Raw genomic sequence first — 23,689 nt, forward strand, 5'->3', positions numbered from 1 at the left:
TTGTAAGGGCTGGGCGAAACGCTTATAGTCGCGGAGTGGAAGACAGGGTTGCACCCCTGCCTTCCGTTTATTCTCTTTAGAAATTGAACCGGACAGTCACTGACCAGCCTGTCCGTTTTTTCTAATGACGAATGCAATGCTCAGCGTTTTCCACATCGCATCACCTCCACAGTTGAGAGCAGGGCCTTTGCCGAGGTCGGCGTGGCCAATCCCCGCCGACGCTCCGGCTGGTCACGGAACCTGCTGCTTTTGCTCACAACAGACCCGATCGTAAATCATCCTTTGTTGTCGGACGCGTGAAGGCATGTGCACACAACAAAAACCCCGGAGACCGAAATCTCCGAGGCTTTTGCCCGGTCCGCCGCCGTTACCGAATAATCAGAGCTTGCCGTTACGCTGCTGGATCATCATGAACGTATCGAAAGTATATTCCGCAAGCTGCATCCACAGATAACCCTCGCGCTTGAAGGCGACCTGGTCCTCATAGATCTTCTTGAAGTCAGGGTTGGACGCCGAAATGTTGGCGTAAACTTCAAGTGCTGCCTTATAGCAGGCTTCGAGGATTTCCTGGCTGAAGGGCCGGAGCACTGCACCTTCCGAAACCAGCTGCTTGATGGCGATCGGATTTTTCGCGTCGTATTTCGCCATCATGCTGGTGTTGGCGAAGGCGCAGGCATCCTGAAGCGCCATCTGGTAGTTCTTCGGCAGGCTGTTCCACTTGTCCAGATTGACGAAGGAATGGATAACCGGGCCGCCTTCCCAGAAAGCGGGATAATAATAATATTTCGCCACCTTCTGGAAGCCGAGCTTGTGGTCGTCATAAGGACCGACCCATTCCGCGGCGTCGATGGTACCTTTTTCCAGCGCCGGATAGATGTCGCCGCCGGCGATCTGCTGCGGCACGACACCAAGCTTTTCCACCACCTTGCCGGCGAGACCGGCAATGCGCATCTTCACGCCCTTGAAATCGTCGACAGTATTGATTTCCTTGCGGAACCAGCCGCCCATCTGGGCCCCGGTATTGCCTGAAATCATGCCGTAGAGATTATGCTTGGCGTAAAACTCGTTGAGCAGCTTGTTGCCGTTGCCTTCATAGAACCAGGAATTGGTCAGGCGGGCATTGAGGCCGAAAGGTATCGCCGTACCGATGGCGAAGGTCGGGTCCTTGCCGACGTAATAATAAGAGCAGGTGTGGCACATTTCCACGGTGCCTGATGACACGGCATCGGCCGCCTGCAGGCCGGGGACGATTTCACCGGCGGCAAAGGGCTGGATGGTGAAATTACCGTCGGTCGCAGCCGCGACGTGCTTGGCAATATCTTCCGCGCCGCCATAGATCGTGTCGAGCGATTTCGGAAATGACGACGTCAGGCGCCAGTTGATCTTGGTATTCTGCTGTGCAATGGCAGGTGCGGCCAGAGCTGTGGCAGCTCCCGCAAGCGCACCTTTTTTCATAAAGGAACGGCGATCCATCTATATCCTCCCAGATATGAACGCTGCCCGCAGCTTTGAATTCCCCTCGTTGCTGTTCAGGCATCGCAGCAAAGTAAGCACGGTTACCGGCCAGCTGACAAGCACCCGCACCAAGAATTAATCACGGAAAAACCGGCCTTTTCGGGAACTCAGCTTCGCATTTTATTTGCAACTGAAATATCTCGGCACCACCTCATACTTTAGACGCATATATGGCCTGCAGGCCGCAAAACACATGCTTGACTCGGCCAGCCGGCAGTCGCACAAATTTCGAAGATTCGCCCCGGAGCCACCATGCCAAAACCCATTATCGCCGTTCCTGCCGACATTCGGCATTTCGCCGGAGCCGACTGGCACGCCGCGCAAAACCAGTATGTTTCCGCCGCATTGAAAGTGGCGGGTGTGATGTCCTTCATCGTCCCGGCCTTCGAGGACGGTAACGAGGTCGATGCCATTCTCGACCGGGTGGACGGTCTGCTCGTGTCCGGATCCGCCACCAATGTCCACCCTGCCCTCTATGGAAAAGAGGCGCAGGAAAGCGACGGTCCCTTCGATCCGGGCCGCGACGCCACCAGCCTGCCGCTCATCCGCCGCGCCATCGAGCGCGGCATCCCCATGCTCGCCATCTGCCGCGGCATTCAGGAGCTGAATGTCGCGCTGGGTGGCACGCTGGCTTCCGAAATTCAGGAACAGCCCGGCATATGGGACCATCGCAAGCCGGAGCATGACGACCGCGATGTCGCCTTCGCCATTCGCCAGCCCGTATATGTGCGGGAAGGCACCTGCATTGCCGAGCATCTCGGCATGTCGGGTGAAATCCAGATCAATTCGCTGCACCGGCAGGCGATTGCCGAGACCGCACCGCGCTTGCAGGTGGAAGCGACGGCCGAAGACGGCACCATCGAGGCCGTTTCCGTCATGGACGCCAAAGGCTTTGCCGTTGGCGTCCAGTGGCATCCGGAATATTGGGCCGAGACGGATGCGCCCTCGCGGGCCCTCTTCGAGGCATTTGGCAAGGCTGTTCACGCTTATCGGAACAGCAAGGCCTGAACCTTTGCCCCGTTTCATTCACCCATAAAAAAGGGGCAAGCCCGGAAGCTTGCCCCAAGGTCTGGGAGGAGGACTTAGCGCTTTGCGCGTTTCTTCTGCCGGTAGACGTCGGCGACAACGGCGGCCACGATGATCAGGCCCTTGACGATTTCCTGGTAATAGGCGTCCACCCGGAGGAAGGTGAAGCCGGATGTCATGACACCGAGAATGATGGTGCCGATGACCGTTCCGGTAATGCGGCCGGCGCCACCGGAAAGCGACGTGCCGCCGATAACCGCTGCGGCGATGGCATCGAGTTCATACATCACGCCCATGCCGGCCTGCGCCGTCTGTGCACGGGCAGCGGTGACGACACCGGCAAGACCGGCCAAGAGACCCGCAATGGCATAGACCTTGATCAGATGCGCCTCGATATTGATACCGGAAACCCGGGCCGCCTGCTGGTTGGCACCGATGGCGTAGGTGAACTTGCCGTAACGCGTATAACGCAACGCCACATGGAAGATGACGGCGACGACGAGGAACACCACGACCGGCCAGATGCCCGTGCCGATGAAGTTGAAACCGTCGGTCAGGCCGGAGATCGGCTGACCTTTCGTATACCACTTGGAAAGACCACGCGCCGTCACCATCATGCCGAGTGTTGCAATGAAGGGCGGAATCTTGGTGCGCGCGATAAGCTGCCCATTGATGAAGCCAGCAAGGGCGCCGGCCAATACGCCGACAGCCAGCGGAATGAAGAAGGGCAGATCGGTCAGCCCCGGATAAAGCGCCCGCGGCCATGTGGATGATTGCCCCACGCTCGCGGACAACATCGCCGTCAGGCCGACGACGGAGCCGGAGGAAAGGTCGATACCGCCGGTGATGATGACCTGGGTCACGCCAACGGCGATGATGCCGATCACCGACACCTGCAGGATCATGATCGTCAGGCGCTGCTGGTTCATCAGGAAGCTCTGGCCGATGAAAATCCAGCCGAGAATTTCATAGACCAGCGCAATGCCGATCAGCACGAAGAATATATTGGCCTCGGGCGGGATGCGCCGGTGCGGTTTGCGTCCGGATTTTGCATCCAACTCCACGTTGGCGGCGTTCGTAGTCATAATCGTTCCTCCTCGAGAAATCCCGGCGCGCCTCACCGCGATGCGAGATCCATCACTTTAACCTGCGTGGCTTCACTTCTATCAAGGAAGCCCGTCACCCGACCTTCATGCATGACCATGACGCGGTCGCTCATTCCCAGAACCTCCGGCATTTCGGAGGAAATCATGATGACGGCGACGCCCTGGCGCGCCATCTCGCAAACCAGCTTGTGAATTTCCGCCTTGGCGCCGACATCGATGCCGCGCGTCGGCTCATCCAGAATGAGAATACGCGGCTTGGTCAGCATCCAGCGGCCGATCAGCACCTTCTGCTGGTTGCCGCCCGAGAGGTTCTCGATGCGCTCGTAAAGATGCGGCGTCTTGACCCGGAGCTTGCGGCACATCTCCTCGCAGGCATCCGACAGCGCGTTTTCCTGCACGAAACCGTTGGCGACATATTTGTCCTGCAGAACGGCGATCTGCATGTTTTCCAGAATATTGAGGATCAGCAGGCATCCCGTATCCTTGCGGTCTTCCGTCAGAAACGCCATGCGGCGGCGGATGGCTTCCGTCGGGCTGCCGATCGAAACGGGTTTGCCGTCGATCGAGATCGTACCCGAGGAAGCGGGCGTCACGCCAAACACCGTTTCCGCCACATTGGAACGGCCAGAGCCGACAAGACCCGCGACACCGAGAATCTCGCCGGCCCGAACCTCGAAAGAGACGTCGTGGAATACGCCGTCGAGTGTGAGGTTCTTGACCGACAGCACGACGTCACCGATCGGAACCTCTTCCTTCGGGAACATCTGGGTGATTTCACGGCCCACCATCATGCGGATGATGTCGTCGCGCGTCACGTCGGTGGAAGCGTGGGTGCCGATATATTTGCCGTCGCGGAAGACGGAAAACTCATCGGCGATCTCGAACAGCTCGTTCATCTTGTGGGTGATGTAGACGATGCCGATACCGCGTTCACGGAGGTCGCGGATGATGCGGAAGAGATGCTCGACCTCGCGCTCCGTCAGCGCCGATGTCGGCTCATCCATGATGAGAACGTCGGAATCGTAGGAAACCGCCTTGGCGATCTCCACCATCTGTCGGCTGGCCACCGAAAGCTCGCCGACGCGGGTTTCCGGGTCGAGATCGATGCCGAGCCTTTGCAGCAACGCCTCGGTGCGGCGATACATTTCGCCATGGTCGATGAAGCCAAGCCGGTTTTTCGGCTCGCGGCGGATCCAGATATTTTCGGCGACCGTCATATAAGCCATCAGGTTCAGTTCCTGATGGATCATGGCTATGCCGTTTTCCAATGCATCAAGCGGGGAATCGAGCCTTATACCGGCGCCTTTCAGGCGGATTTCGCCGCCATCCGGCTGGTAGATGCCGGCCAGAATCTTCATCAGCGTCGACTTGCCGGCACCGTTTTCGCCCATCAGCGCATGCACGGTGCCGCGCTTGAGGTGGAACGAAACATCGTCCAGCGCCACGACGCCTGGAAATTCCTTGCGTATGCCTTCCGCCGCGAGAAGAAACTCCGCATTCGGCACGGCTCCGCTGGCGCGCACGGCGGCCATTGTCGATGGACTGACGACCATCTCATCCTCCACAATAGACAAAAATGACCGGAGACAGGACTTTGCCAAACAGCACGCCTCGCCTCCGGGGAGGCTTACAGCGCCGTGTCGGTCACGACAAAATGGGCGCTGTAACATTTTGAATTCACTGGAATTCAATCGCAATCCACGCACGCGCCGAAGCTTGTTCTCCGGCACCGTCGAAAACCGGCATCCGCCTCCGATATCACCTGAAACGGGCGCAGATGCCGGAAAGCGGCCTTTAGTTCTTGGCCACGTAGTCCTTGACGTTTTCAGGCGTGACGAGCTGGAAGGGAATGTAGACCTTCTTCTCGATCTTGTCGCCCTTGACGAGCTTCAGCGCGGCATCGAGCGCGCCCTTGCCCTGTCCTGCGGCATCCTGGAAGACCGTAACGTCAAGATCGCCGGCCTGCATGGCGGCAAGCGCGTCCTGCGTCGCATCCACACCGGCGACGACATAATCCTTCATGTCCTTGCCCGCGGATTTCAGCGCCTGAAGGGCGCCGATGGCCATTTCGTCATTGTTGGCGATGACGGCATTGAACTCGACGCCGCTGGAAAGCCAGTTGGTGACGAGGTCGGAACCCTGGGTGCGCTGCCAGTTTGCGGTCTGTTCTTCCACGATCGAAATACCCTTGCATTCGTCGGTTTTCAGAACATCGTGAACCGCCTGCGTGCGCATGCGAGCGCCCTGGTTGGACAATTCGCCCATCATGACGACGGCCTTGCCCTTGCCACCGAGAAGGCGGCAGACTTCCTTGGTTTCCAGCGTGCCGGCAACTGTTTCTTCAGAAGCCACAAATGCCTGGCCATCCGGCAGGCTGTCGACGTTCACCGGCTGGCGGTTGACGTAAACCAGCGGGATTTTCGCATCGGCGGCGAGCTTCGACATGGCCGCGGTCGCATCCGTATCGACCGGGTTGACGATGATCGCGTCGACCTTGGAAGCGATGAAATTCTGAATCTGGCTCTGCTGCTTGGCAACGTCGTTCTGCGCGTCCTCGACCTGCAGGGTGACGCCCTTCAGCTCCTTGGAATAATCCTGCATGCCGTTACGCAGCACGGTCAGGAAGTTGTCGTCGAACAGCGCCATCGAGACTCCAACGGTCTCCGCATGTGCCGCCGTGCCGAGAAGCACAGACATGGCTGCGCCGATGATAAGCTTCTTCATTTGTTTTTTCTCCTCCATGGCGTCCGGCGCCACCTCTCCCAGCCGGAAGCGAACCCGAGAGCCCGCCGCTACCTCCTCACATCCAGAAAACGGAATAATGAAACCGATTTTCTGTTTGTTCGATATATTTATTCCATTTTTGGTCCGAACGTCAATGCTTTCTTCACGGCAGCGCCGCAAAGCGGCACACAACGCGGTGATGAAAGGTGTTTCCGCAAAGACAGATGCACCGCATTCCGCCTTGAGAATGCGGGATGCCGTTCAAATCCTTATGAAATTTTGTCGGAAGCCGCCGGAGGAGCCGCTGGGGAACTCAACGTTCCGCAGGCTGCGATGCCGCCTCGTAAACCCTATCGTAGGTTGCAGGCTGTTCTACGGGAGACGCAGACACGTCGAACAGGGAGAGCACCCTGACGTTCAAACATCCCGGAATGGGCGGTGAGATTCCATTTCGGAAACCTGTTCCGAAAGTTCTATTGCGAACGCCGCGCGGGGGTGATCCGCGCGGCGAAAGCCTTGGCTGGCTTTGGGCTCAGCGGTTGTTCTTCTTGCGCCATTCGGCAAAGGCCGTCTGGTGCTCTTCCTTCGTGCAGGGATAAAGCCCGATGATGGTCTGGCCCGCCTTGACCTGTTCCACCACGAAATCTTCGTAAGCCGTCATTTCCACCGCTTCCGTCGCCACTTCATCGGCAATGCCGGCGGGGATGACGATGACGCAATCCGCGTCGCCGACGATGATGTCGCCGGGGAAAACCGGCGCATCACCGCAGCCAATCGGGCCGTTGATTTCGATCGCCTCGTGTTTGGTGAGGTTGGTCGGGCTGGAGGGCCGGGTGTGGTAGGCCGGAATATCCAGCTCGGCTATGGTGGCCGCATCACGGAAACCACCGTCGGAAACGATGCCAGCACCGCCGCGAACCATCAGGCGCGTGACCAGAATATCGCCGGCCGAGGCGGCAGTGGCGTCCTTGCGGCTGTCCATGACGAGCACATGGCCCGGCGGGCAGGTTTCGATGGCGACGCGCTGCGGATGGGCGGGATTGCGGAATTCGACAAGCTGGTTGCGGTCTTCGCGGGCCGGCATGTAGCGCAGGGTAAAGGCCGGGCCCACCATATTCTTGCCCTTGTAACCCAGCGGGCGCACGCCCTGGATGACCTGGTTGCGCAGGCCACGCTTGTAAAGCGCCGTCGCCAGCGTGGCGACGGAAATCGTCAACAGTTTTTCGCGCGTTTCATTGTTCATGTCTGTCTCCTCGCAATGGCGGATAAATGCGTTTCAGGTTCTGTGAATGGGCTCGTCGATAAAAACGCCACCCTGATATTTCGCGATCGCGGCCTCTGGATCTGGGCGCGGCACATCGCGTTCGATTTCCGCCCGGTAGTGTGCGGCGTTATCGCGACGCTGCCAGCCGAGAAAATCGACATGGGAATTATCCCACCAGCTGTCCTCATTGGCCGAAACTCCCCAGATGACCGGGCAGCCGAGTTTCGGCACACAGAAGGTCGCCTCGATCAGCGAGACGAAGTCGCCATAGCTGAGCCAGGTCGACAACATCCGCCAGTTGGTGGGTTTTTCTTCGCAGGAACCGATGCGGACAATCGCCGTCTCCTGGCCGAACTTGGAATGGTAAAGGCTCGCCATCGCCTCGCCGAAAATCTTCGAGACGCCATAAAGGCCATCCGGCAGAAAGGGTGTCTCGGGCGCAAGCTGCTTGCCCTGCGGATGATAACCGATCGTGTGGTTGCTGGAGGCGAAAAGAATACGCGGCATGCCGTTCAGCCGTGCGGCCTCGTAGAGATTATAAACCCCACGCAGATTGGCAGCCTCGATCGGATCGAACGCCCTCTCGACGGAAACGCCGCCGAGATGGACGATGCCATCGCAATCCTTGACGAGATCATGCACCGCCTGCTCGTCTTCCAGTGCGCAGCGAACGAGTTCCTCGTGAGGGGCTGGCGTACCGAGATCAACGACATCGGAAAGGCGGATGGTCTCGGCGACATGGCCAAGCCGTCCGCGCAGCATGCTGCCCAGCTTGCCGCCGGCACCGGTGATGAGCAATCGCTTCAACATGTCGCGTCCTTAGAAAATATCCGGCTCGCCGGCGGTGCGGCCGAAATCCGTCTGCAGGAAGTCGAAGTCACAGCCCTGATCGGCCTGGGTAACATGCTTGGAGAAGAGATAACCATAACCACGTTCATACCGCGGTGCCGGCGCCTGCCACGCCGCCCGGCGGCGGGCGATTTCCTCTTCACTGACCAGCATGTCGAGACGACGCTGCGGCAGGTCGAGGCGCACGATATCGCCGGTTTTCAAGAGCGCAAGCGGGCCGCCGACAAAGCTTTCCGGCGCGACATGCAGCACGCAGGCACCGTAGGACGTGCCGGACATGCGGGCATCGGAAATGCGCACCATATCACGGTGGCCCTTCTTGATCAGTGCCTTGGGGATCGGCAGCATGCCCCACTCGGGAAAACCGGGGCCACCGAGCGGGCCGGCATTGCGCAGCACCAGAACATGATCCGGCGTGACATCGAGGTTCTCGTCGTCGATGGCTTTCTTCATCTCCGGATAGCTGTCGAAGACCAGCGCCGGGCCTTCGTGAACATGATATTTCGGATCGCAGGCGGCGGGCTTGATGACGGCGCCGTCAGGGCAGAGATTGCCGCGCAGCACCGCAAGCGAGCCTTCCGCATAGACAGGATTATCGAGCGAGCGGATAACGTCGTCGTTATAGACCTTCGCGCCTTCGAGGTTCTCGCCCATGCTGCGGCCGGTCACGGTCAGTACGGAACAGTCGAGACGACTTTCCAGCTGCTTCATCAGCGCCCTCAGGCCGCCGGCGTAAAAGAAGTCCTGCATCAGATAGTCCTTGCCGGAGGGGCGGACATTGGCGATGAGCGGCGTAACACGGCCAAGCTCGTCCAGCTCGTCCAGCGTCATCGGCACACCTGCGCGACGCGCCATGGCGATCAGGTGCACCACGGCATTGGTGGAACAACCCGTCGCCATCGCGACGATGGCGGCGTTGCGGAAAGCTGCCGCCGTCAGGATATGGTCCGGTGTCAGGTCTTCCGAAACCATCTCGACAATGCGGCGGCCACAGGCTGCGGACATGCGCTGATGTTCGGAATCGACCGCCGGAATTGAAGAGGCGCCGGGCAGCGTGATGCCAAGTGCGTCGGCAATGGCCGTCATGGTCGAGGCTGTGCCCATTGTCATGCAGACACCGGCAGAGCGGGCGATGCCGCCCTGCACGCCACGCCATTCCTCGTCGGTGACATTGCCTGCGCGGCGCTCATCCCAATATTTCCAGGCGTCCGAACCCGAGCCCAGAACCTTGCCGGCATAATTTCCGCTCAGCATCGGGCCGGCGGGCAGATAGATCATCGGCACACCGGCTGAGATCGCACCCATGACGAGACCGGGTGTCGTCTTGTCGCAACCGCCCATCAGCACCACGCCGTCGAGCGGATGCGAGCGGATCATCTCCTCCGTCTCCATCGCCAGCATGTTGCGGTAAAGCATCGATGTCGGCTTGGTGAAGCTCTCGTCCACCGAGAGCGACGGCATTTCGACAGGGAAACCGCCGGCCTGTAGCACGCCACGTTTCACATCCTTCACCCGTTCGGGGAAATGCGAGTGACAGGTGTTCAGCTCCGACCAGGTGTTGAGGATACCGATGACGGGTTTGCCGACAAAATCCTCCTCCGCATAACCGAGCTGCATCATGCGCGAGCGGTGGCCGAAGCTGCGCAGGTCGTCGGGGGCGAACCAGCGGTCGGAGCGGAGTTTTTTATCGGTCATGTCAATGGTCCTGCGTTGCGGGTTGCACCTAAGGCTGTCAGTCCTGCCGGAGCGTCAGCCCGCTCGTCGTATCGAAAAGATGAATGTGTTCCAGCGGTGCCGACAGGCGGATGACTTCGTCCGCCGATGTCGAGGTCTGGCCGGAAAGATGCAGCGTCACCCGGGTGCCATCACCGAGAGTGCCGTAAAGATAGGATTCGCCACCCAGCTGTTCGGCGGTGCGCACAGACATGGTCAATGCACCTTCGCCACCCGCCTGCACATGGTTCGGGCGGATGCCGAGCGTCACCTTCTGACCGGGCTTGTAGGCAAAGCCGGTCTGCGGCAGGGGAATCAGTTCGCCCGTTGCGATCTTGAGCGACGGCGTTGCATCCGAAGTTACTTCGCCAGCAAAGAAGTTCATCTTCGGCGAACCGATAAAGCCCGCCACGAAGAGATTGGCCGGGCGATTATAAAGATCGAGCGGCACACCGAACTGTTCGAGCTTGCCGGCGCGCAGAACGGCGATCTTGTCGGCCATGGTCATGGCCTCCACCTGATCGTGCGTCACATAGATCATGGTATTGCCGAGCCGCCGGTGCAGGCTGGAAATCTCGCCGCGCATATCGACGCGCAGCTCCGCATCGAGGTTGGAAAGCGGCTCGTCGAAAAGGAATACGCGCGGCTCGCGCACCACGGCACGGCCGATGGCGACGCGCTGACGCTGGCCACCCGACAGATCCTTCGGGCGACGCTCCAGAAGCTGGTCGATCTGCAGCATCTTGGCGACCTGGTTGATCTTCTCGGCTATATCCTTCTTGGGGGTGCCGATGTTTTCAAGCCCGAAAGAGAGGTTTTCGCGCACGGTCATATGCGGATAAAGCGCATAGGACTGGAACACCATGGCAAGGCCACGGTCCGCGGCCGGTACCGTGTTGACCACGTCGCCGCCGATGACGATATCGCCGCCGCTCAGTTCCTCGAGACCCGAGATCATGCGCAGCAAGGTTGACTTGCCGCAGCCGGAAGGGCCGACGAAAACGCAGAATTCGCCGTGCTTGATATCGAGATCGACACCCTTGATCACGTCGAGGGCACCATATGTCTTTTTGACCTGACGAAGCTGAATACTTGCCATTGTCGTGTTTCCTCCCTGAGGATTATTTGCCGCCCGTCGATGCAATGCCGGTGGCGATGTATTTTTGCAGGAACATGAAAACCAGCGCGATCGGGGCGAGTGTCAGCACCGTCATGGCCAGAAGGTTGCTCCATTCCGTCGTCATCTCCCCCTGGAAGGAGTTGAGCGCCAGCTGCAGGGTGAAGTTGTCGTTGCGGGTCAGCACGATCAGCGGCCAGAGGAAGTCGTTCCAGCGCCACATGATCGCGAGGATCGCCAGAACCGCAAGCGCCGGGGCCGAGAGCGGCAGGATAATGCGCCAGTAGATCTTCCACTCGCTGGCCTTGTCCATACGCGCCGCATCGAGGATTTCATCCGGGATCGTCAGCATATATTGCCTGAGCAGGAAGACGCCGGTGGGCGTCGCGGCACCCGGTATGATGACGCCCCAGAGACTGTTGATCATGCCGAGCTGGCTGGTGATGAGGAACAGCGGCACGAGCACGACGGTCTGCGGGATCATCAATGTGCCGACGACCAGCGCCAGTACCACGCCCCTGCCCTTGAACTGGTATTTCGAGAGCGCGAAGGCCGCCATGGAATTGACGATCAGCATGATGAGGGTGGAGGTCACCGTGATGAAGGTCGAGTTCCAGAAATAGAGCGGGAAATTGAAACGCTGGAAAAGCTCGGTGTAGTTTTCCGTCGCGAGCGCCACCTTTTCGGCCGGCTTCAGCTCGTTGAACGGCATCTTCAGCACTTCCGCCGGCTTGGCAGGGTCGACCACCTGGGCCACGAGGCCGATGCGGCGAACCATGCCGAGCTTGCGGCCATCCTTGTCGACATAAGCCGGCAGCGGCGCTGCCTGCCCATCCACCACCACGGTTTCCTGCGTATAGGGCAGAAGGCGCGGCGGAAAGCGCTGGAGATCTGCTTCCGTCTTGAACGAAGAGAGCACGAGCCAGACGACGGGACCGAACATCATCAGCACGGCCACGCCGAGATAGGCGTAGGACAACCAGTCGGTCCAGTGCAGCTTGCCGTTGCGGCCGCGGGTACGGGTCAGAAATGCGCCAATCCTAGCCATCGACCTTGCTCCTGTTTGCCCGGAATTGCAGGGCGGTCAGCACCACGAGCACCACGGCGAGCAGCAGCGAAGCGGCAGCCGCAAGGCCGAAATTGCGGGGCGTCCCGGCAAAGCCGGTCTGATAGATGAACTGAATGATGAAGGTGGTCGCCGAACCCGGGCCGCCACCCGTGAAGGCAAAGACTTCATCGAAGGTCTGCACGCCCTTGATGAGCGACAGGACGAGAACGACGAGCATGGTGGGTGCGAGCAACGGCAGGGTGATGCGCCGGAAGATGCGCCACGGGCTTGCCTTGTCGAGCTGCGCCGCCTCGTACACATCACGCGGGATCGCCTGCAGGCCTGCCAGAAGAATGAGCGTGTAGAAGCCCATATGCGCCCAGACCGACAGGAAGACCGACCAGCCGAAGGCAAGATTGGCTTCGAGCAGCCAGTCCACCGAACCGAGGCCGAGCCCCTCCATCGCCGCATTGAGAACGCCGAAACGCTGGAGGATCCACTTCCAGATCAGCGCAACAACGACGGGCGACAGCAGAACCGGGAAGAAGAACACCGCGCGGAAGAAACCCCGGGCCCGGATATCGCGGTTGAGCACGACAGCCGTGATCAGCGAGAAGCCGACCATGAAACCCACCTGCAGCACGACGAAGAACAGCGTGTTCCAGACGGAGCGCCAGAACAGGTCGCGCTGACAGGAATTGGGATCAAGGTAATTCTGACAGGAGAGAAGGACCGAAAAGTTTTCGCCGCCCACGGAAGGGCGTTCCGAAAGCAATATGTGTTCGCTGCCGGTGACGGAATAGGCCATGTTCAGCGCGATCGGCAGAAAGGCGAAGACCGCGAACAGGATCAGATTGGGCGTCAGGAACACCCAGGCGATCCGCCGGTGGCCGAGAACCTTCTGCAGGAAGGCAAAGGGCAATTCGACGATGCCCATGACGGGCGCAAGAAATTTATACATGAGGGTCCTCCTTCGATCCGGCGCGGCGCGGCATGCGCCACGCCGGAAGGCGATGGATCACTTCGCCTGTTTCAACGCTTCCTCGAGGTCCGTCTTCGCACGGGCCATGGCTTCATCAACGGTGCTTTCACCAACGATGGCCTGGGTGATGCGCTGGACGGAGATGTTGAACATGGCGCGGTTGTTCTTGTAGCCCTGATAGGTATAGGCAATCGGGCTGAGGCCGGGGATCTGATCCAGCCAGGCGTTCATGGCCTTCTGCGTCGCAGGGGTTGCACCCGTATAGGTCACGCCCTTTTCAGCCACGGCCTTGTGAGCCGGAACGTTGCGGGTGCGAACCGAGAAGTCGAGATAATTCTCATCCTGAGCGAGGAAGTTCAGGATATCGGCAACGATCTTCGGGTTCTTGGTCTGCTTGAAGCCAACGACGCCGGTACCGCCCGGCATGCCGGTGCAGGCAGCGCCACCGCAGGGCTGCGGCACGACTTCCCAGTCGAAGGCATCACCCACCTGGCTGTCGAAGCGTGCAGTCTGCCAGCTGCCGGAATAATAATAGACCAGCTGGCCATTGATGAATTCCTGCGCGGCGTCACGATAGGTATTGCCGCCCTGCCCGGCCCAGACGTCACGCGCCATGGTGCCGTCCTTGTTCCACTCCACGAACTTCTTCACGAAGGTGGTGAAACCTTCATCGACGAGGATCGGCTTTCCATCCGCGTCGAAAATCTTCGCGCCATAGGAGATGGCCGGACCGGCAATGCGGTGGCCGGAACGGTCGATTGCCATCGGATAGGGCGTGCCGGTTGCCTTGGCGACGGCATTTGCGGCCTTTGCCCAATCGTCCAGCGTCGCATCCTTGCCGGGAACGGCCACATTGGCCTGATCGAACAGGGTGCGGTTGATGAAGGCACCGGTGATGGTGAGCTGGGTATGCATGCCGTAGATGCCCTTGTCGTCAGGGCCGCTGCGGTACCATTTCAGCACGTTGGAGAAATTGTCTTCCCAATATTTCGCGTCCACATAGGGCGTGAGATCGAGATAATAGCGATTGAGGCCGCCAAGGTCGGTCACGGTTGCGAAATCCGGGCCGCTGCCGCCGGCGAGCTGGACGGGCAGGCCTTCCAGCAGCGCCTTGTAGGGCACGACGTCGGTGACGATCTTCACGTCCGGATGCTGTTTTTCGTAACGCGCGAGAATGTCCTTGAGAATCTCGCAGCCATTACCGTCATAAGCGCAGGTGAAGCGCACTTCCTGGGCCGCCTGAGCAGCGCCTGCAAAGGACGCCGCGCCAATGGCGAGCGCCAATGCCATGCTATATTTACCGATCATCTCTTTTCCTCCCTTAGATGATTATGCGTTAGCGGATGCGCGCGGAGCCCAGCCCTTGATCCACTCGCCTTCGGCGGCGTCGGACAGGCGAACCGGCTTTCCTTCCCGCACCGAGCGATAGATGGCGGTGACGAGTTCGATGGACTGCAAGCCGTCCTTGACCGTCACTTCCTTGCCGCCGCGTCCTTCCATCGCGTCGGCAATGGCTTCGACAAAACCGGCAAAGCCGTTTTCGCCATCGGCCACCGTTGCCAGAACGGCGTCGATCTGGTCCTGCGTCGTCGGTGCACGGGCGATGAAACGCCATGTGTCTTCCGCCGGGCGATAGGGCAGCGTGCCGCTTTCGGCGGTGAACCCTTCAAAGCAGAAGCGCAGGCGCGACGTATCTTCGGCCGCGCCGAGCGTGACCGAACTCGTTGCCAGCGCACCGCTTTTCATGCGGAAGCTAAGGGCTGCGCAGTCCTCGGTTTCGATCGTGTTGACGCGCGTGTCAGCCATGGCGAAAACTTCATCGACCGGGCCGAGAATGTGGCAGAGAAGATCATGGGCGTGGATGGCGTGGCCGAGGATCGCGCCGCCGCACTCACCCTTCCACGTGCCGCGCCACGGAATGTCGTAATAGCTGGCGCCACGGTTCCAATGGACTTCCGAGCTTGCGACAAAGGCCTTGCCCGCAAGACCGGCATCGATGAGCGCACGCAGCTGCCGCATTGCGTGTCCGAAACGGTACTGGAAGACCGGAAACACGCCACGGCCGGTCTTCTTGACGGATTCGATCAGTGCATTTGCCTCTTCCAGCGAGCGAACGAGCGGCTTTTCGCAGACCACGTCCTTGCCCGCCGCATGCGCCTTCAGCGTCACCGGGAAATGCAGGTGCGGCGGCAGGCAGACGTCGATGAGCTGGATGCTCTCATCTGCCAGAACCTCGTCAAGATCGGTGGTCAGGCGGATCGACGTGTCGTCGCCTGCCACGGAGCGGGCACGTTCCAGATCGAGATCGCAGATCGCCTTGACGACGAAGCGCTTCGGCAGGGCGCGATAACCGCTCAGATGCTGGGCGCCGATGCCGGCGCCAATGATGGCAACACCGATCATTTCGAAGCTCCCTCGGCCTTGGCCTGTGCCTGCAGCGACAGATCGCAGACCTTGAAGACGTGTTCCTGCGTCATCGCCGTTTCCGTACGGTTGCGGATATCGTCGCAGATACGGGCGAAATAGGGCAGGCCCGCATCGGAAGCGTCGATGTACTCGCAGCGATCGCCGTTCACGAGAACGAGGCGGTCTGTGCCTTCGGTGTTGCCGACATCGACATATTTACGCAGTTCGATGTAACCCTCGGTGCCGAGGATGGTCAGGCGGCCGTCACCCCAGGTCGGCAGCGCATCCGGCGTGTACCAGTCGACGCGAATATAACCGTGACCCTTGTCGCCGCGCAGCACGACTTCGCCGAAATCCTGCAGGCCCGGATCGCCGGGGTTGGCGTAATTTGCAACGGTGGCAGCCACGATCTCCACTTCGGTCGAGCCGGTGAAGAACATGAACTGGTCGATCTGGTGGCTGGCGATATCGGTGATGATACCGCCGTAAGCTTCGCGCTCGAAGAACCACTTCGGACGGATCTGGCGGTTCAGACGATGCGGGCCGAGGCCAACGGTCTGGATGACGCGGCCGATGGCGCCCTGCGCGACGAGTTCAGCCGCCTTGGTCACGCTCGGAACTTCAAACCGTTCGGAGAAATCGACGGTCCAGATACGCTTGGTCTTCGCCACGGTCTGGCGAAGGCGATCAAGCTGTTCGAAGGTGGTGCAGCCAGGCTTGTCCGACATGACGTCCTTGCCGGCTTCCATGGCGGCAATCGCGAGATCGGCACGCTTGGACGGAATATCGGCGATCACCACGAGATCGATGCTGCCATCGGCCAGCAGAGCCTCCTTCGATGCCGCACGCGGCACATTCGGAAAGCGCTTGACGAAGCCTTCCACCACATCCGGTTCGCCTTCGGTCCACCAGCCAGCGAATTCCGCGCCGGCGTCCAGCAGGTTCTGGGCCATGCCAAAAATGTGCCGGTGCTCTATGCCAAGAGCGACGAACTTGATTGCTTTAGTCATCCTGCAGTTCCACTTCCTTGCCGGTGTCGGCCGAGTTGATGATCGCGTCGATCAATCTGTGAGACAAAAGAGCCGCTTCACCGGTGACGACCGGTGGGCGTCCTGAAGAGATGGCGTCTGCGAAATCCTCGAAGACGCCCTGATGCCATTCATGCGTGAAAGCCATGGGGTCAGCGCCACCGCCCGTGCCGGAGGCCGCGCCGCCGAAGGTCTCGTGCCGGCCATCGCGCCAGTCGACATGCAACAGGCCCGAGGCGAGCCGCAGGCTGCCATTGTCGAAGTGGAGCAGGATCGATTCCGCCGCACCGGGAAAACTTGCCGTGCTCGCCACCAGCGAACCGACGGCCCCATTTTTGAAGCGCAGGCCGGCCGCGACATAATCTTCGGTTTCCATGCGATGGAAACGCGTTGTCGCCGCCATGGCCTGGACCCGCGAGACCGGTCCCGTGAGGCTCAATGCCAGATCGATCGTATGGATTGCCTGGGAGATCAGAACACCGCCGCCATCACGCGCCAGGGTGCCGCGGCCGGGTTCATCATAATAGGATTGGGCGCGCCACCACGGCACGGAAATTTCGCAAAGACCAAGCGCTCCGAGCGTGCCGCTATCGACCAATTCACGGGCCTTTTGCGATGCAGCGCGCATACGGTGCTGGAAGATGATGCCGAGCGTGACGCCCGCCTCGCGACAGAGGGCGACGAGACCATCGGCTTCCTCAGTGTTACGGGCGACGGGCTTTTCCATCAGAATGTGTTTGCCGGCTTTCGCAAGCTGTCCGACGATATCGATGCGGGCATTCGGCGGCGTCGCGATGATGGCGAAATCGACATCCGCATCGCGCGCGGCGTCCTCGACCGAGGAATAAACCGCAACTTCATATCCGGTGTGTTTTGACGCTTCGGCGGCCAGTGCTCTTGCGCGGCCGGAACCGCCATCGACGATGCCCTTCAGACGAATTTTTTCCGGACTTGCCGCACAGGCGAGCACATGCGTCTTCGCCACCATTCCGGCGCCAACGATGACGCAGGTCTTGATATTTTGCATTTCGGGAGCCTCCTTCCCAATGCGCAATCATTTGCATACCGGTATGCCGGTTGTCAACAGACTTGTGTTCCGGTATACCGGTTATGAAAACACTGGAGGGTATATGCCGAAAATTCCCGTGACAGGCGGCACCGTGCCGACGATGGAACGACTGGACCTCAACCGTCCGGTCGTGGATCAGATCTATTCCGCGCTGAAATCCGCCATCCTCTCGCGGGAGCTTTTCCCCGGCCAGGCGGTTTCGGAAAACGAGATCGGGCAATCCTTCAGCTCCAGCCGCACCCCGGTGCGCGAAGCGCTGAGCCGGCTCAGAGATGACGGCCTGATCGTAACCCTGCCAAGCCGTGGCACCTATGTTTCCAGATTATCGGAAAAGCACATCCGCAGCGCGCAGTTCATCCGCGAGGCGCTGGAGGTGGCTGCCGTCTGCAGGCTGTGCCAGATCGGCATTACGCCGGAAGCCGAACAGGAAATCGAACATGCCCTGAGCGGCCAGCGCGCGGCCATGCGCAGGGGAGACCGAAAGGCCTTCCGTGTGCATGACGACCAGTTCCACAGCGCGCTTGCGGCTGCGACGGGGCTGGAAAGACTGGAGACCCTGCTGATCCGCGAAAAGGCCGGACTGGACCGCCTGCGTGCGCTCGCCATCACCGACGAGGCACATATGGCACGGCTGCTTTCCGAACATGAGGCGGTTTACGAGGCGATCAAGGCCGGGGACGAAACCCTTGCGGCCGAAGAATTGCGCAAACATCTGAGGCGCGTCCTCGGCATTCTGTCGCAGGTCTTCGAGAACCATCAGGATTATTTCGAATAGGCTGCGGCATCATTTTCAACGGTTCGAGCATCATGAATACGGCAAATCCCGGACAAGCGCTTGCCATGTCGCAAGCAAAACTTCTGTGCGACACCATGAGCACGCTGGCGGAATCCCCTGTTTGGGACGAGCGCCGACAGGTGCTTTTCTGGTGCGATATCCTCGGCAAGACGGTGCGCTCCGCTGCGCTCGCGCCCGGCCAATATCGCGAATGGTCATTTCCCCACACCGTGTCGAGCCTCGGGCTTTGTAAAAACGGCGATCTCGTCGTCGCCTGCGGCATGGATATCGTCATCCTCGATCCGGAGAGCGGCAAGACGCGTGTTCTCCATCCCATACCGGCCCCGGAGGGTATTCCGTGCCGGTTGAATGACGGGCGCGTAGGCCCCGACGGCGCTTTCTGGGTGGGGACGATGCATAATGTGCCGCTCTCGGACATGCAGCCTTATGGCGAACTCTGGCGGGTAACGGAAAAGAGTGCCGAGCGTGTGCAGACCGGGCTGACTTGTCCGAACGGGCTGGCCTTCTCCCTCGACGGGTCCATCATGTGGCAGAGCGATTCCGTCCAGAAATGGATACGCCGGCGCAAATTCGACAGCAGGAACGGCAGTTTCGATGAGGGCGTGCTGGTGGCGGAGATGACGGAAGAGACAGGAAGGCCCGATGGCGGCTGTCTCGACAGCAACGGCACCTATTACAGTGCGGGCGTTTCCGTCGGTCTGTTGAACGTTTTCACGCCAGACGGCAAGCAGACGGACGCGATCGCGGCGCCTGTTCCGCACCCAACCATGCCCTGCTTCGGAGGGCCCGATTTCACGACCCTTTTCCTGACGTCACACCGTCACAATATGTCCGAAGACCGGCTCAAACAGGTTCCATTTTCGGGCGGCGTGTGGGCAATCCCCACGGACACACAGGGCTTCGCCGCCTTCCGCTTCGGCGAGGCGGCGTAACGCCAAAAAAGCAGCGGCGGACACATGCCCGCCGCGAACTCCAATGGTTACTGGGGTCCTCAGCGCGCCCGAAGTGCGCCGGCCACCTTGTGAATATGCGCCGCGCCGATGCCGCAGCAGCCGCCGATCATGGTTGCGCCGGCATCCGCCCAGGCGCAGGCAAAACGCGAATAGACATCGTCCGTCAGATCCGCACGCGTGCCATGCAGTCCCTCATTGGCGGCGGAATCGCCCTGTTCTCCCTCAAAGGCATTGGCATAAACGCCGATCTCGATGGATACGCCCTTTTTCCTGAAGACGGTGGACGCCGTCTCCACTGCGGCCTTCATCACCTCCGGCTTGCTGCAGTTGAAAAGAAGCGCTGCCGCTCCCGAGCCCGCGGCCCATTCGGCAGCGGCACGCACGGTTTCGCCGGACCTGAGTTTCGGTTCACCGCCTTTCACCTGCTCCGGTTCATCATCCAGCGTGAAGGAAACCCAGAACGGTTTGCCCGTTTCCGCGACAGCCTGGCGCACGGCCTCCCCTTCGGCGATGAGGCTCAGCGTCTCACCCAGCCAGACATCGACATAAGAACCGAGATTGTCGACCAGAACCTTCAGATAGTCCTGAACGCGGGACGGATCAAAATTCTGCGGCTCGTAGGAGCCAAAAATCGGCGGCAATGAGCCGGCCACGGTGACCCTGCGGCCCGCTGCATCGGCAGCCTCGCGCGCAAGCCGGCCGGAGAGCGTGATCAGCGATGCGCCTTCCTTCCGGAAGCGTTCTTCGCCGATGTGAAACGGTACGAGCGCGTAGGAATTGGTCGTGACGACATCGGCGCCGGCTTCGATGAATTCCGCATGCACCTGCCGGACTATTTCCGGGGCGTTGATGAGCGCCAGCGCCGACCATTCCGGCTGCTTCAGCTCCGCACCGAGCCGCTGCAATTCACGGCTCATGCCGCCATCCAGAATACGAATATCGCTCATGGGAAACTCCTTGGTAAGCTATCTGCGCACCGGCACCTGCGCTTCGATGAAACCGAAGCAGCGGGCAATGATGGCGGTGAGGATGAGGTAAAAAACGGTGACGACGAACAGCGGTTCATAGACCAGCAGCGTATCCTGCCGCACCTTATAGGCGACGGCATAAAGATCCATGACGGTAACGGTGAAGGCAAGCGGCGTGGCTTTCAGCTGCATCACCACTTCGCCGGCAATCGTCGGCAGCGCCGTACGGATCGCACGCGGTAGCCATATGCGCCGGGCAAGGGTGAAGCGGCCCATGCCGAAGGCTTTTCCCGCTTCCAGTTCGCCTTTCGGCACACCGAGCAGCGCGCCGCGCAGCACCTCGGCTTCATAGGCGGCATAATTCAGCGTGAAGCTGACGGCGGCAAAGAAAAAACCTTCGCGCAGCACCGGCCACAGGAAGCTCTGCCGCAAGCCGGGCACCATCGGCAACAGCGAGCCGACGCCATAATAAAGCAGCCAGAGCTGGATGAGCAGCGGCGTGCCCCGGAAGAAGGTGCAATAAGCCCGCGCCAGCGCCCGGGTCATCCGGCCGCCGCTGACCTGCGCGAAAGCAAGGCCGATCGCCAGAATGAAACCGAGGCTGACGGAGATCACCAGCAGGGCCACGGTCTGCCACGCGCCCGTCAGCAGAAGCGGCCAGTATTTTTCGATCCAGGAAAAATTCATCGCCCCGCCCTCACGCCAGAACCGGCTGGCCGCGGCGGACACGCCGCTCGAGCAGCCTGAAGACGCCATTGGACACGAGCGTGATCGCCAGATACAGCAGGGCGGCCGCCATGAAGAACAGAAAATACTGCTTTGTGCTGGCGCCGGCGAGGCGGGTTGCGAGCGCCAGTTCCTGATATCCGACAACGGCGACCAGCGCGCTATCCTTGGTCACCGCAAGCCAGAGGTTGGAAAGACCCGGCAGGGCGTTCGGCAAAAGTGCGGGCAGAACGACACGACGAAACCTCAACAACGGCGACATGCCGAAGGCCCGCGCCGCTTCGACCTGGCCGTTCGGTATCGCCAGTATCGCGCCGCGCAGCACTTCCGTCATGTATGCGCCCTGCACGAAGCCGAGCACCGCGACGGCGGCGACGAAACCGTTGACTTCCAGCGGCGGCAGGCCCGCCATCACAAGCAAACGGTTGAGGCCGTCGGTTCCGGCATAATAGAGCCCGACAATCAGGATCAATTCCGGGATGGACCGGATCAGCGTCGTGTAAAGATTGAGGATGAAACCGAGCGGCCGGTTGTTCGAGAGCTTGCCCAGGGCGCCCGCCATGCCGATGACGATACCGATGACATAGGCCCCGGCGGAAATGGCAAGCGTCGAGAGCGCTCCAGTCAGCAGCGTGCCGCCCCATCCCGGAGGATAGGGAGACAAAAGCTGCACCATGTTTTCGAAACTTGCCATTTGCGGGATCTGTCGAGCTTACTTCGCGCCGTAGATATCGAAGCTGAAGTATTTCTTCGTGATCTCGTCATATTTGCCGCTGGCGCGGACGGCAGCGAGGGCGGCATTCAGCTTCTGCTTCAGTTCCGCGTCGTCCTTGCGAATGCCACCGGAAACGCCGAGGCCGAGGATTTCCGGATCGTCGGCGACATTGCCCGCATCTGCACAGCAATCCTTGCCGGCATCGCTCTTCAGGAAGGCATCGAGAACGAGCGAGTCACCGAACACATAGTCGATACGACCGGCCGCCAGATCCTGGAAAGCCTCGTCCAGCGTCTGGTAGGTCTTCTCGTCGGCCACATCCTTGAAATATTTCGCGTAGTAGGCGGACTGGATGGTGGCGACCTGAATGCCGATGGTCTTGCCCTTCACGTCCTCGGCCGTCGCGCCCGGCTTTCCGTCCTTGGCGCCGATCAGCTTGCTCGGCGTGTTGTAATATTTGTCGGTGAAGTCGATGACCGCCTGGCGTTCCTGCGTGTTGGACATGGAAGACCAGATCACATCGAACTTCTTGGTTTCCAGCGCCGGGATAAGCCCATCCCAGGAAAGCGCGACGATGGAGCATTTCTCCTTCATTTCGGCGCAGACGGCATCCATCAGGTCGATTTCCCAGCCATGCCACTTGCCGCTGGCGTCCTGCGCGAAAAAGGGTGGATAGCTCTCATTCATGACACCGAAGCGGACTTCGGCGCTGGCGGAAAAAGCGGATAGTGCAAAAGCCGTTCCGGCCAGCAACGAGGCGACGAATTTCATTTCATTCTCCTGTGACGAAAGACGTAAGATCAATTGATGAGTGTGCCGGTGAATTCCCGGCACCTGGCGCTGAGGGGATTGCCGAATATCTGTTCCGGCGGGCCTTCTTCCTCGACGCGGCCCTGATGCAGAAACATGACGTGGCTCGATACATCGCGTGCAAAGCGCATCTCATGGGTGACCAGAAGCATGGTGCGGCCCTCATCTGCGAGATCGCGGATGACTTTCAGCACCTCTCCCACCAGTTCCGGGTCCAGCGCCGAGGTGGGCTCGTCGAACAGCATCACGGCGGGCTCAACACAGAGCGCGCGGGCAATCGCGGCCCGCTGCTGCTGCCCACCGGAAAGAAAGGCCGGATAGGCATCCTTTTTCGCGTAAAGGCCGACCTTGTGCAGCAGCGCTTCAGCCTTTTCGACAGCCTCCGCCCGCTTTACGCCCATGACATGCACCGGGGCCTCGATGAGGTTTTCGAGCACGGTGCGGTGCGCCCACAAATTGAAATTCTGGAAAACCATACCGAGGCCGGTGCGCAGACGCTCCACCTGCCGCCAGCTCTGCGGCACGGCCTTGCCATGCCGGTCCCGTTTCATGGCCACTTCCTCGCCATTCACGATCACCCTGCCCCGGTCCGGAATTTCAAGGAAGTTGATGCAACGCAAAAACGTGCTCTTGCCGGAACCGGAAGAACCGATGATGGAAATGACATCGCCCTTGTGGGCGGTGAGCGAGATGCCTTTGAGGACTTCATGTGTGCCGAAACCCTTGTGGATATCATCCACGGCAAGGGCGCAGGGGGCTTCAGCGGTCATTTAAACGGTCCTGACTCGGTCAATAGGCTGCGAATGTGTACCAAAGCGTACATTTTCTGACGCGGAAATAACCGCTCTATTGCACGATCAAAAGGAAAAAACAT

The 23,689-nt window shown here is 60.2% G+C and carries 22 protein-coding genes; 3 read left to right on the top strand and 19 right to left on the bottom strand.

All coding sequences use genetic code 11. The features are described from left to right. Positions 1–378 precede the first annotated feature (378 nt). Positions 379–1,473, bottom strand: coding sequence for a TRAP transporter substrate-binding protein (locus tag QD336_RS11165; RefSeq protein WP_269342794.1), 1,095 nt, complete (start codon positions 1,471–1,473; stop codon positions 379–381). 294 nt (positions 1,474–1,767) lie between these two features. Between QD336_RS11165 and QD336_RS11170 the strand changes: the two genes are divergently transcribed. Continuing rightward, a complete protein-coding gene (locus tag QD336_RS11170; protein ID WP_269342793.1) occupies positions 1,768–2,523 on the top strand; it encodes a gamma-glutamyl-gamma-aminobutyrate hydrolase family protein in 756 nt (251 codons plus the stop codon). 74 nt (positions 2,524–2,597) lie between these two features. Here the strand turns inward: QD336_RS11170 and QD336_RS11175 are convergent, their stop codons facing one another. The 13 genes from QD336_RS11175 to QD336_RS11235 all read right to left on the bottom strand — a co-directional run bounded on the left by QD336_RS11175 (position 2,598) and on the right by QD336_RS11235 (position 17,805). Then, the gene (locus tag QD336_RS11175) at positions 2,598–3,626 is read right to left on the bottom strand and encodes an ABC transporter permease (RefSeq protein WP_269342792.1); all 1,029 of its coding nucleotides are present in this window, start codon (positions 3,624–3,626) and stop codon (positions 2,598–2,600) included. Between the two features lie 32 nt (positions 3,627–3,658). After that, positions 3,659–5,200: a sugar ABC transporter ATP-binding protein gene (locus tag QD336_RS11180; protein WP_499170685.1), complete on the bottom strand. Its 1,542-nt coding sequence runs from the start codon at positions 5,198–5,200 to the stop codon at positions 3,659–3,661. A 241-nt stretch (positions 5,201–5,441) separates the two neighbouring features. Further along, complete coding sequence (locus QD336_RS11185) at positions 5,442–6,371, bottom strand: sugar ABC transporter substrate-binding protein (protein ID WP_269342790.1); 930 nt, start codon at positions 6,369–6,371, stop codon at positions 5,442–5,444. Positions 6,372–6,903: 532 nt separating this feature from the next. Further along, on the bottom strand, positions 6,904–7,614 hold the full coding sequence (locus QD336_RS11190) for a ribonuclease activity regulator RraA (RefSeq protein WP_269342788.1): 711 nt from the start codon (positions 7,612–7,614) through the stop codon (positions 6,904–6,906). Positions 7,615–7,647: 33 nt separating this feature from the next. Further along, positions 7,648–8,445, bottom strand: a complete 798-nt coding sequence (locus QD336_RS11195) for an NAD-dependent epimerase/dehydratase family protein (protein WP_499170686.1) — start codon at positions 8,443–8,445, stop codon at positions 7,648–7,650. A gap of 9 nt (positions 8,446–8,454) precedes the next feature. Next, positions 8,455–10,179 carry an L-arabinonate dehydratase gene (gene araD / locus QD336_RS11200; RefSeq protein WP_499170688.1) on the bottom strand — a complete coding sequence of 575 codons (1,725 nt, stop codon included), beginning with the start codon at positions 10,177–10,179 and terminating at the stop codon, positions 8,455–8,457. A gap of 37 nt (positions 10,180–10,216) precedes the next feature. Next, positions 10,217–11,296 carry an ABC transporter ATP-binding protein gene (locus QD336_RS11205; protein WP_269342785.1) on the bottom strand — a complete coding sequence of 360 codons (1,080 nt, stop codon included), beginning with the start codon at positions 11,294–11,296 and terminating at the stop codon, positions 10,217–10,219. 22 nt (positions 11,297–11,318) lie between these two features. Beyond that, positions 11,319–12,362, bottom strand: a complete 1,044-nt coding sequence (locus QD336_RS11210; protein ID WP_499170690.1) for a carbohydrate ABC transporter permease — start codon at positions 12,360–12,362, stop codon at positions 11,319–11,321. Further along, a complete protein-coding gene (locus tag QD336_RS11215) occupies positions 12,355–13,323 on the bottom strand; it encodes a carbohydrate ABC transporter permease (RefSeq protein ID WP_006313660.1) in 969 nt (322 codons plus the stop codon). Before QD336_RS11215 ends, QD336_RS11210 begins: the two co-directional genes overlap by 8 nt. A 57-nt stretch (positions 13,324–13,380) precedes the next feature. After that, positions 13,381–14,652 carry an ABC transporter substrate-binding protein gene (locus QD336_RS11220; protein ID WP_499170691.1) on the bottom strand — a complete coding sequence of 424 codons (1,272 nt, stop codon included), beginning with the start codon at positions 14,650–14,652 and terminating at the stop codon, positions 13,381–13,383. 21 nt (positions 14,653–14,673) lie between these two features. Continuing rightward, entirely contained in the window at positions 14,674–15,747 is a 1,074-nt protein-coding gene (locus QD336_RS11225) for a Gfo/Idh/MocA family protein (protein WP_499170694.1), read from the bottom strand. After that, the gene (locus tag QD336_RS11230) at positions 15,744–16,760 is read right to left on the bottom strand and encodes a Gfo/Idh/MocA family protein (protein WP_499170695.1); all 1,017 of its coding nucleotides are present in this window, start codon (positions 16,758–16,760) and stop codon (positions 15,744–15,746) included. Before QD336_RS11230 ends, QD336_RS11225 begins: the two co-directional genes overlap by 4 nt. Beyond that, positions 16,753–17,805, bottom strand: a complete 1,053-nt coding sequence (locus QD336_RS11235) for a Gfo/Idh/MocA family protein (RefSeq protein WP_499170696.1) — start codon at positions 17,803–17,805, stop codon at positions 16,753–16,755. The genes QD336_RS11230 and QD336_RS11235 overlap by 8 nt, the downstream gene beginning before the upstream one ends. A gap of 103 nt (positions 17,806–17,908) precedes the next feature. On the opposite strand from QD336_RS11235, the gene QD336_RS11240 reads away from it, so the two are divergent. Together QD336_RS11240 and QD336_RS11245 are read left to right on the top strand one after the other, a co-directional pair. Beyond that, on the top strand, positions 17,909–18,622 hold the full coding sequence (locus QD336_RS11240; RefSeq protein WP_499170697.1) for a GntR family transcriptional regulator: 714 nt from the start codon (positions 17,909–17,911) through the stop codon (positions 18,620–18,622). A 32-nt stretch (positions 18,623–18,654) separates the two neighbouring features. Continuing rightward, the gene (locus QD336_RS11245; protein ID WP_499170698.1) at positions 18,655–19,575 is read left to right on the top strand and encodes an SMP-30/gluconolactonase/LRE family protein; all 921 of its coding nucleotides are present in this window, start codon (positions 18,655–18,657) and stop codon (positions 19,573–19,575) included. Between the two features lie 59 nt (positions 19,576–19,634). On the opposite strand, the gene QD336_RS11250 is transcribed toward QD336_RS11245, so the two are convergent. From QD336_RS11250 to QD336_RS11270, 5 genes are read right to left on the bottom strand one after another with little or no spacing between them, the layout of a single operon-like run. Beyond that, on the bottom strand, positions 19,635–20,543 hold the full coding sequence (locus tag QD336_RS11250) for a homocysteine S-methyltransferase family protein (protein WP_499170699.1): 909 nt from the start codon (positions 20,541–20,543) through the stop codon (positions 19,635–19,637). 18 nt (positions 20,544–20,561) lie between these two features. Next, positions 20,562–21,251: an ABC transporter permease gene (locus QD336_RS11255; protein WP_269342773.1), complete on the bottom strand. Its 690-nt coding sequence runs from the start codon at positions 21,249–21,251 to the stop codon at positions 20,562–20,564. Positions 21,252–21,261: 10 nt separating this feature from the next. Next, complete coding sequence (locus tag QD336_RS11260; RefSeq protein ID WP_499170700.1) at positions 21,262–21,984, bottom strand: ABC transporter permease; 723 nt, start codon at positions 21,982–21,984, stop codon at positions 21,262–21,264. A gap of 18 nt (positions 21,985–22,002) precedes the next feature. Then, the gene (locus QD336_RS11265; protein WP_499170701.1) at positions 22,003–22,776 is read right to left on the bottom strand and encodes a transporter substrate-binding domain-containing protein; all 774 of its coding nucleotides are present in this window, start codon (positions 22,774–22,776) and stop codon (positions 22,003–22,005) included. A gap of 29 nt (positions 22,777–22,805) precedes the next feature. Beyond that, a complete protein-coding gene (locus QD336_RS11270; protein WP_499170702.1) occupies positions 22,806–23,585 on the bottom strand; it encodes an ABC transporter ATP-binding protein in 780 nt (259 codons plus the stop codon). Positions 23,586–23,689: the final 104 nt, after the last annotated feature.

Source organism: Rhizobium sp. BR 250 (assembly GCF_047445855.1).
GTDB lineage: Bacteria > Pseudomonadota > Alphaproteobacteria > Rhizobiales > Rhizobiaceae > Agrobacterium > Agrobacterium tumefaciens_I.

Coding starts and splice junctions, on each gene's coding strand:
- QD336_RS11165 (WP_269342794.1), bottom strand. CDS start 1,473: ATGGATCGCCGTTCCTTTATGAAAAAAGGTGCGCTTGCGGGAGCTGCC.
- QD336_RS11170 (WP_269342793.1), top strand. CDS start 1,768: ATGCCAAAACCCATTATCGCCGTTCCTGCCGACATTCGGCATTTCGCC.
- QD336_RS11175 (WP_269342792.1), bottom strand. CDS start 3,626: ATGACTACGAACGCCGCCAACGTGGAGTTGGATGCAAAATCCGGACGC.
- QD336_RS11180 (WP_499170685.1), bottom strand. CDS start 5,200: ATGGTCGTCAGTCCATCGACAATGGCCGCCGTGCGCGCCAGCGGAGCC.
- QD336_RS11185 (WP_269342790.1), bottom strand. CDS start 6,371: ATGAAGAAGCTTATCATCGGCGCAGCCATGTCTGTGCTTCTCGGCACG.
- QD336_RS11190 (WP_269342788.1), bottom strand. CDS start 7,614: ATGAACAATGAAACGCGCGAAAAACTGTTGACGATTTCCGTCGCCACG.
- QD336_RS11195 (WP_499170686.1), bottom strand. CDS start 8,445: ATGTTGAAGCGATTGCTCATCACCGGTGCCGGCGGCAAGCTGGGCAGC.
- araD (WP_499170688.1), bottom strand. CDS start 10,179: ATGACCGATAAAAAACTCCGCTCCGACCGCTGGTTCGCCCCCGACGAC.
- QD336_RS11205 (WP_269342785.1), bottom strand. CDS start 11,296: ATGGCAAGTATTCAGCTTCGTCAGGTCAAAAAGACATATGGTGCCCTC.
- QD336_RS11210 (WP_499170690.1), bottom strand. CDS start 12,362: ATGGCTAGGATTGGCGCATTTCTGACCCGTACCCGCGGCCGCAACGGC.
- QD336_RS11215 (WP_006313660.1), bottom strand. CDS start 13,323: ATGTATAAATTTCTTGCGCCCGTCATGGGCATCGTCGAATTGCCCTTT.
- QD336_RS11220 (WP_499170691.1), bottom strand. CDS start 14,652: ATGATCGGTAAATATAGCATGGCATTGGCGCTCGCCATTGGCGCGGCG.
- QD336_RS11225 (WP_499170694.1), bottom strand. CDS start 15,747: ATGATCGGTGTTGCCATCATTGGCGCCGGCATCGGCGCCCAGCATCTG.
- QD336_RS11230 (WP_499170695.1), bottom strand. CDS start 16,760: ATGACTAAAGCAATCAAGTTCGTCGCTCTTGGCATAGAGCACCGGCAC.
- QD336_RS11235 (WP_499170696.1), bottom strand. CDS start 17,805: ATGCAAAATATCAAGACCTGCGTCATCGTTGGCGCCGGAATGGTGGCG.
- QD336_RS11240 (WP_499170697.1), top strand. CDS start 17,909: ATGCCGAAAATTCCCGTGACAGGCGGCACCGTGCCGACGATGGAACGA.
- QD336_RS11245 (WP_499170698.1), top strand. CDS start 18,655: ATGAATACGGCAAATCCCGGACAAGCGCTTGCCATGTCGCAAGCAAAA.
- QD336_RS11250 (WP_499170699.1), bottom strand. CDS start 20,543: ATGAGCGATATTCGTATTCTGGATGGCGGCATGAGCCGTGAATTGCAG.
- QD336_RS11255 (WP_269342773.1), bottom strand. CDS start 21,251: ATGAATTTTTCCTGGATCGAAAAATACTGGCCGCTTCTGCTGACGGGC.
- QD336_RS11260 (WP_499170700.1), bottom strand. CDS start 21,984: ATGGCAAGTTTCGAAAACATGGTGCAGCTTTTGTCTCCCTATCCTCCG.
- QD336_RS11265 (WP_499170701.1), bottom strand. CDS start 22,776: ATGAAATTCGTCGCCTCGTTGCTGGCCGGAACGGCTTTTGCACTATCC.
- QD336_RS11270 (WP_499170702.1), bottom strand. CDS start 23,585: ATGACCGCTGAAGCCCCCTGCGCCCTTGCCGTGGATGATATCCACAAG.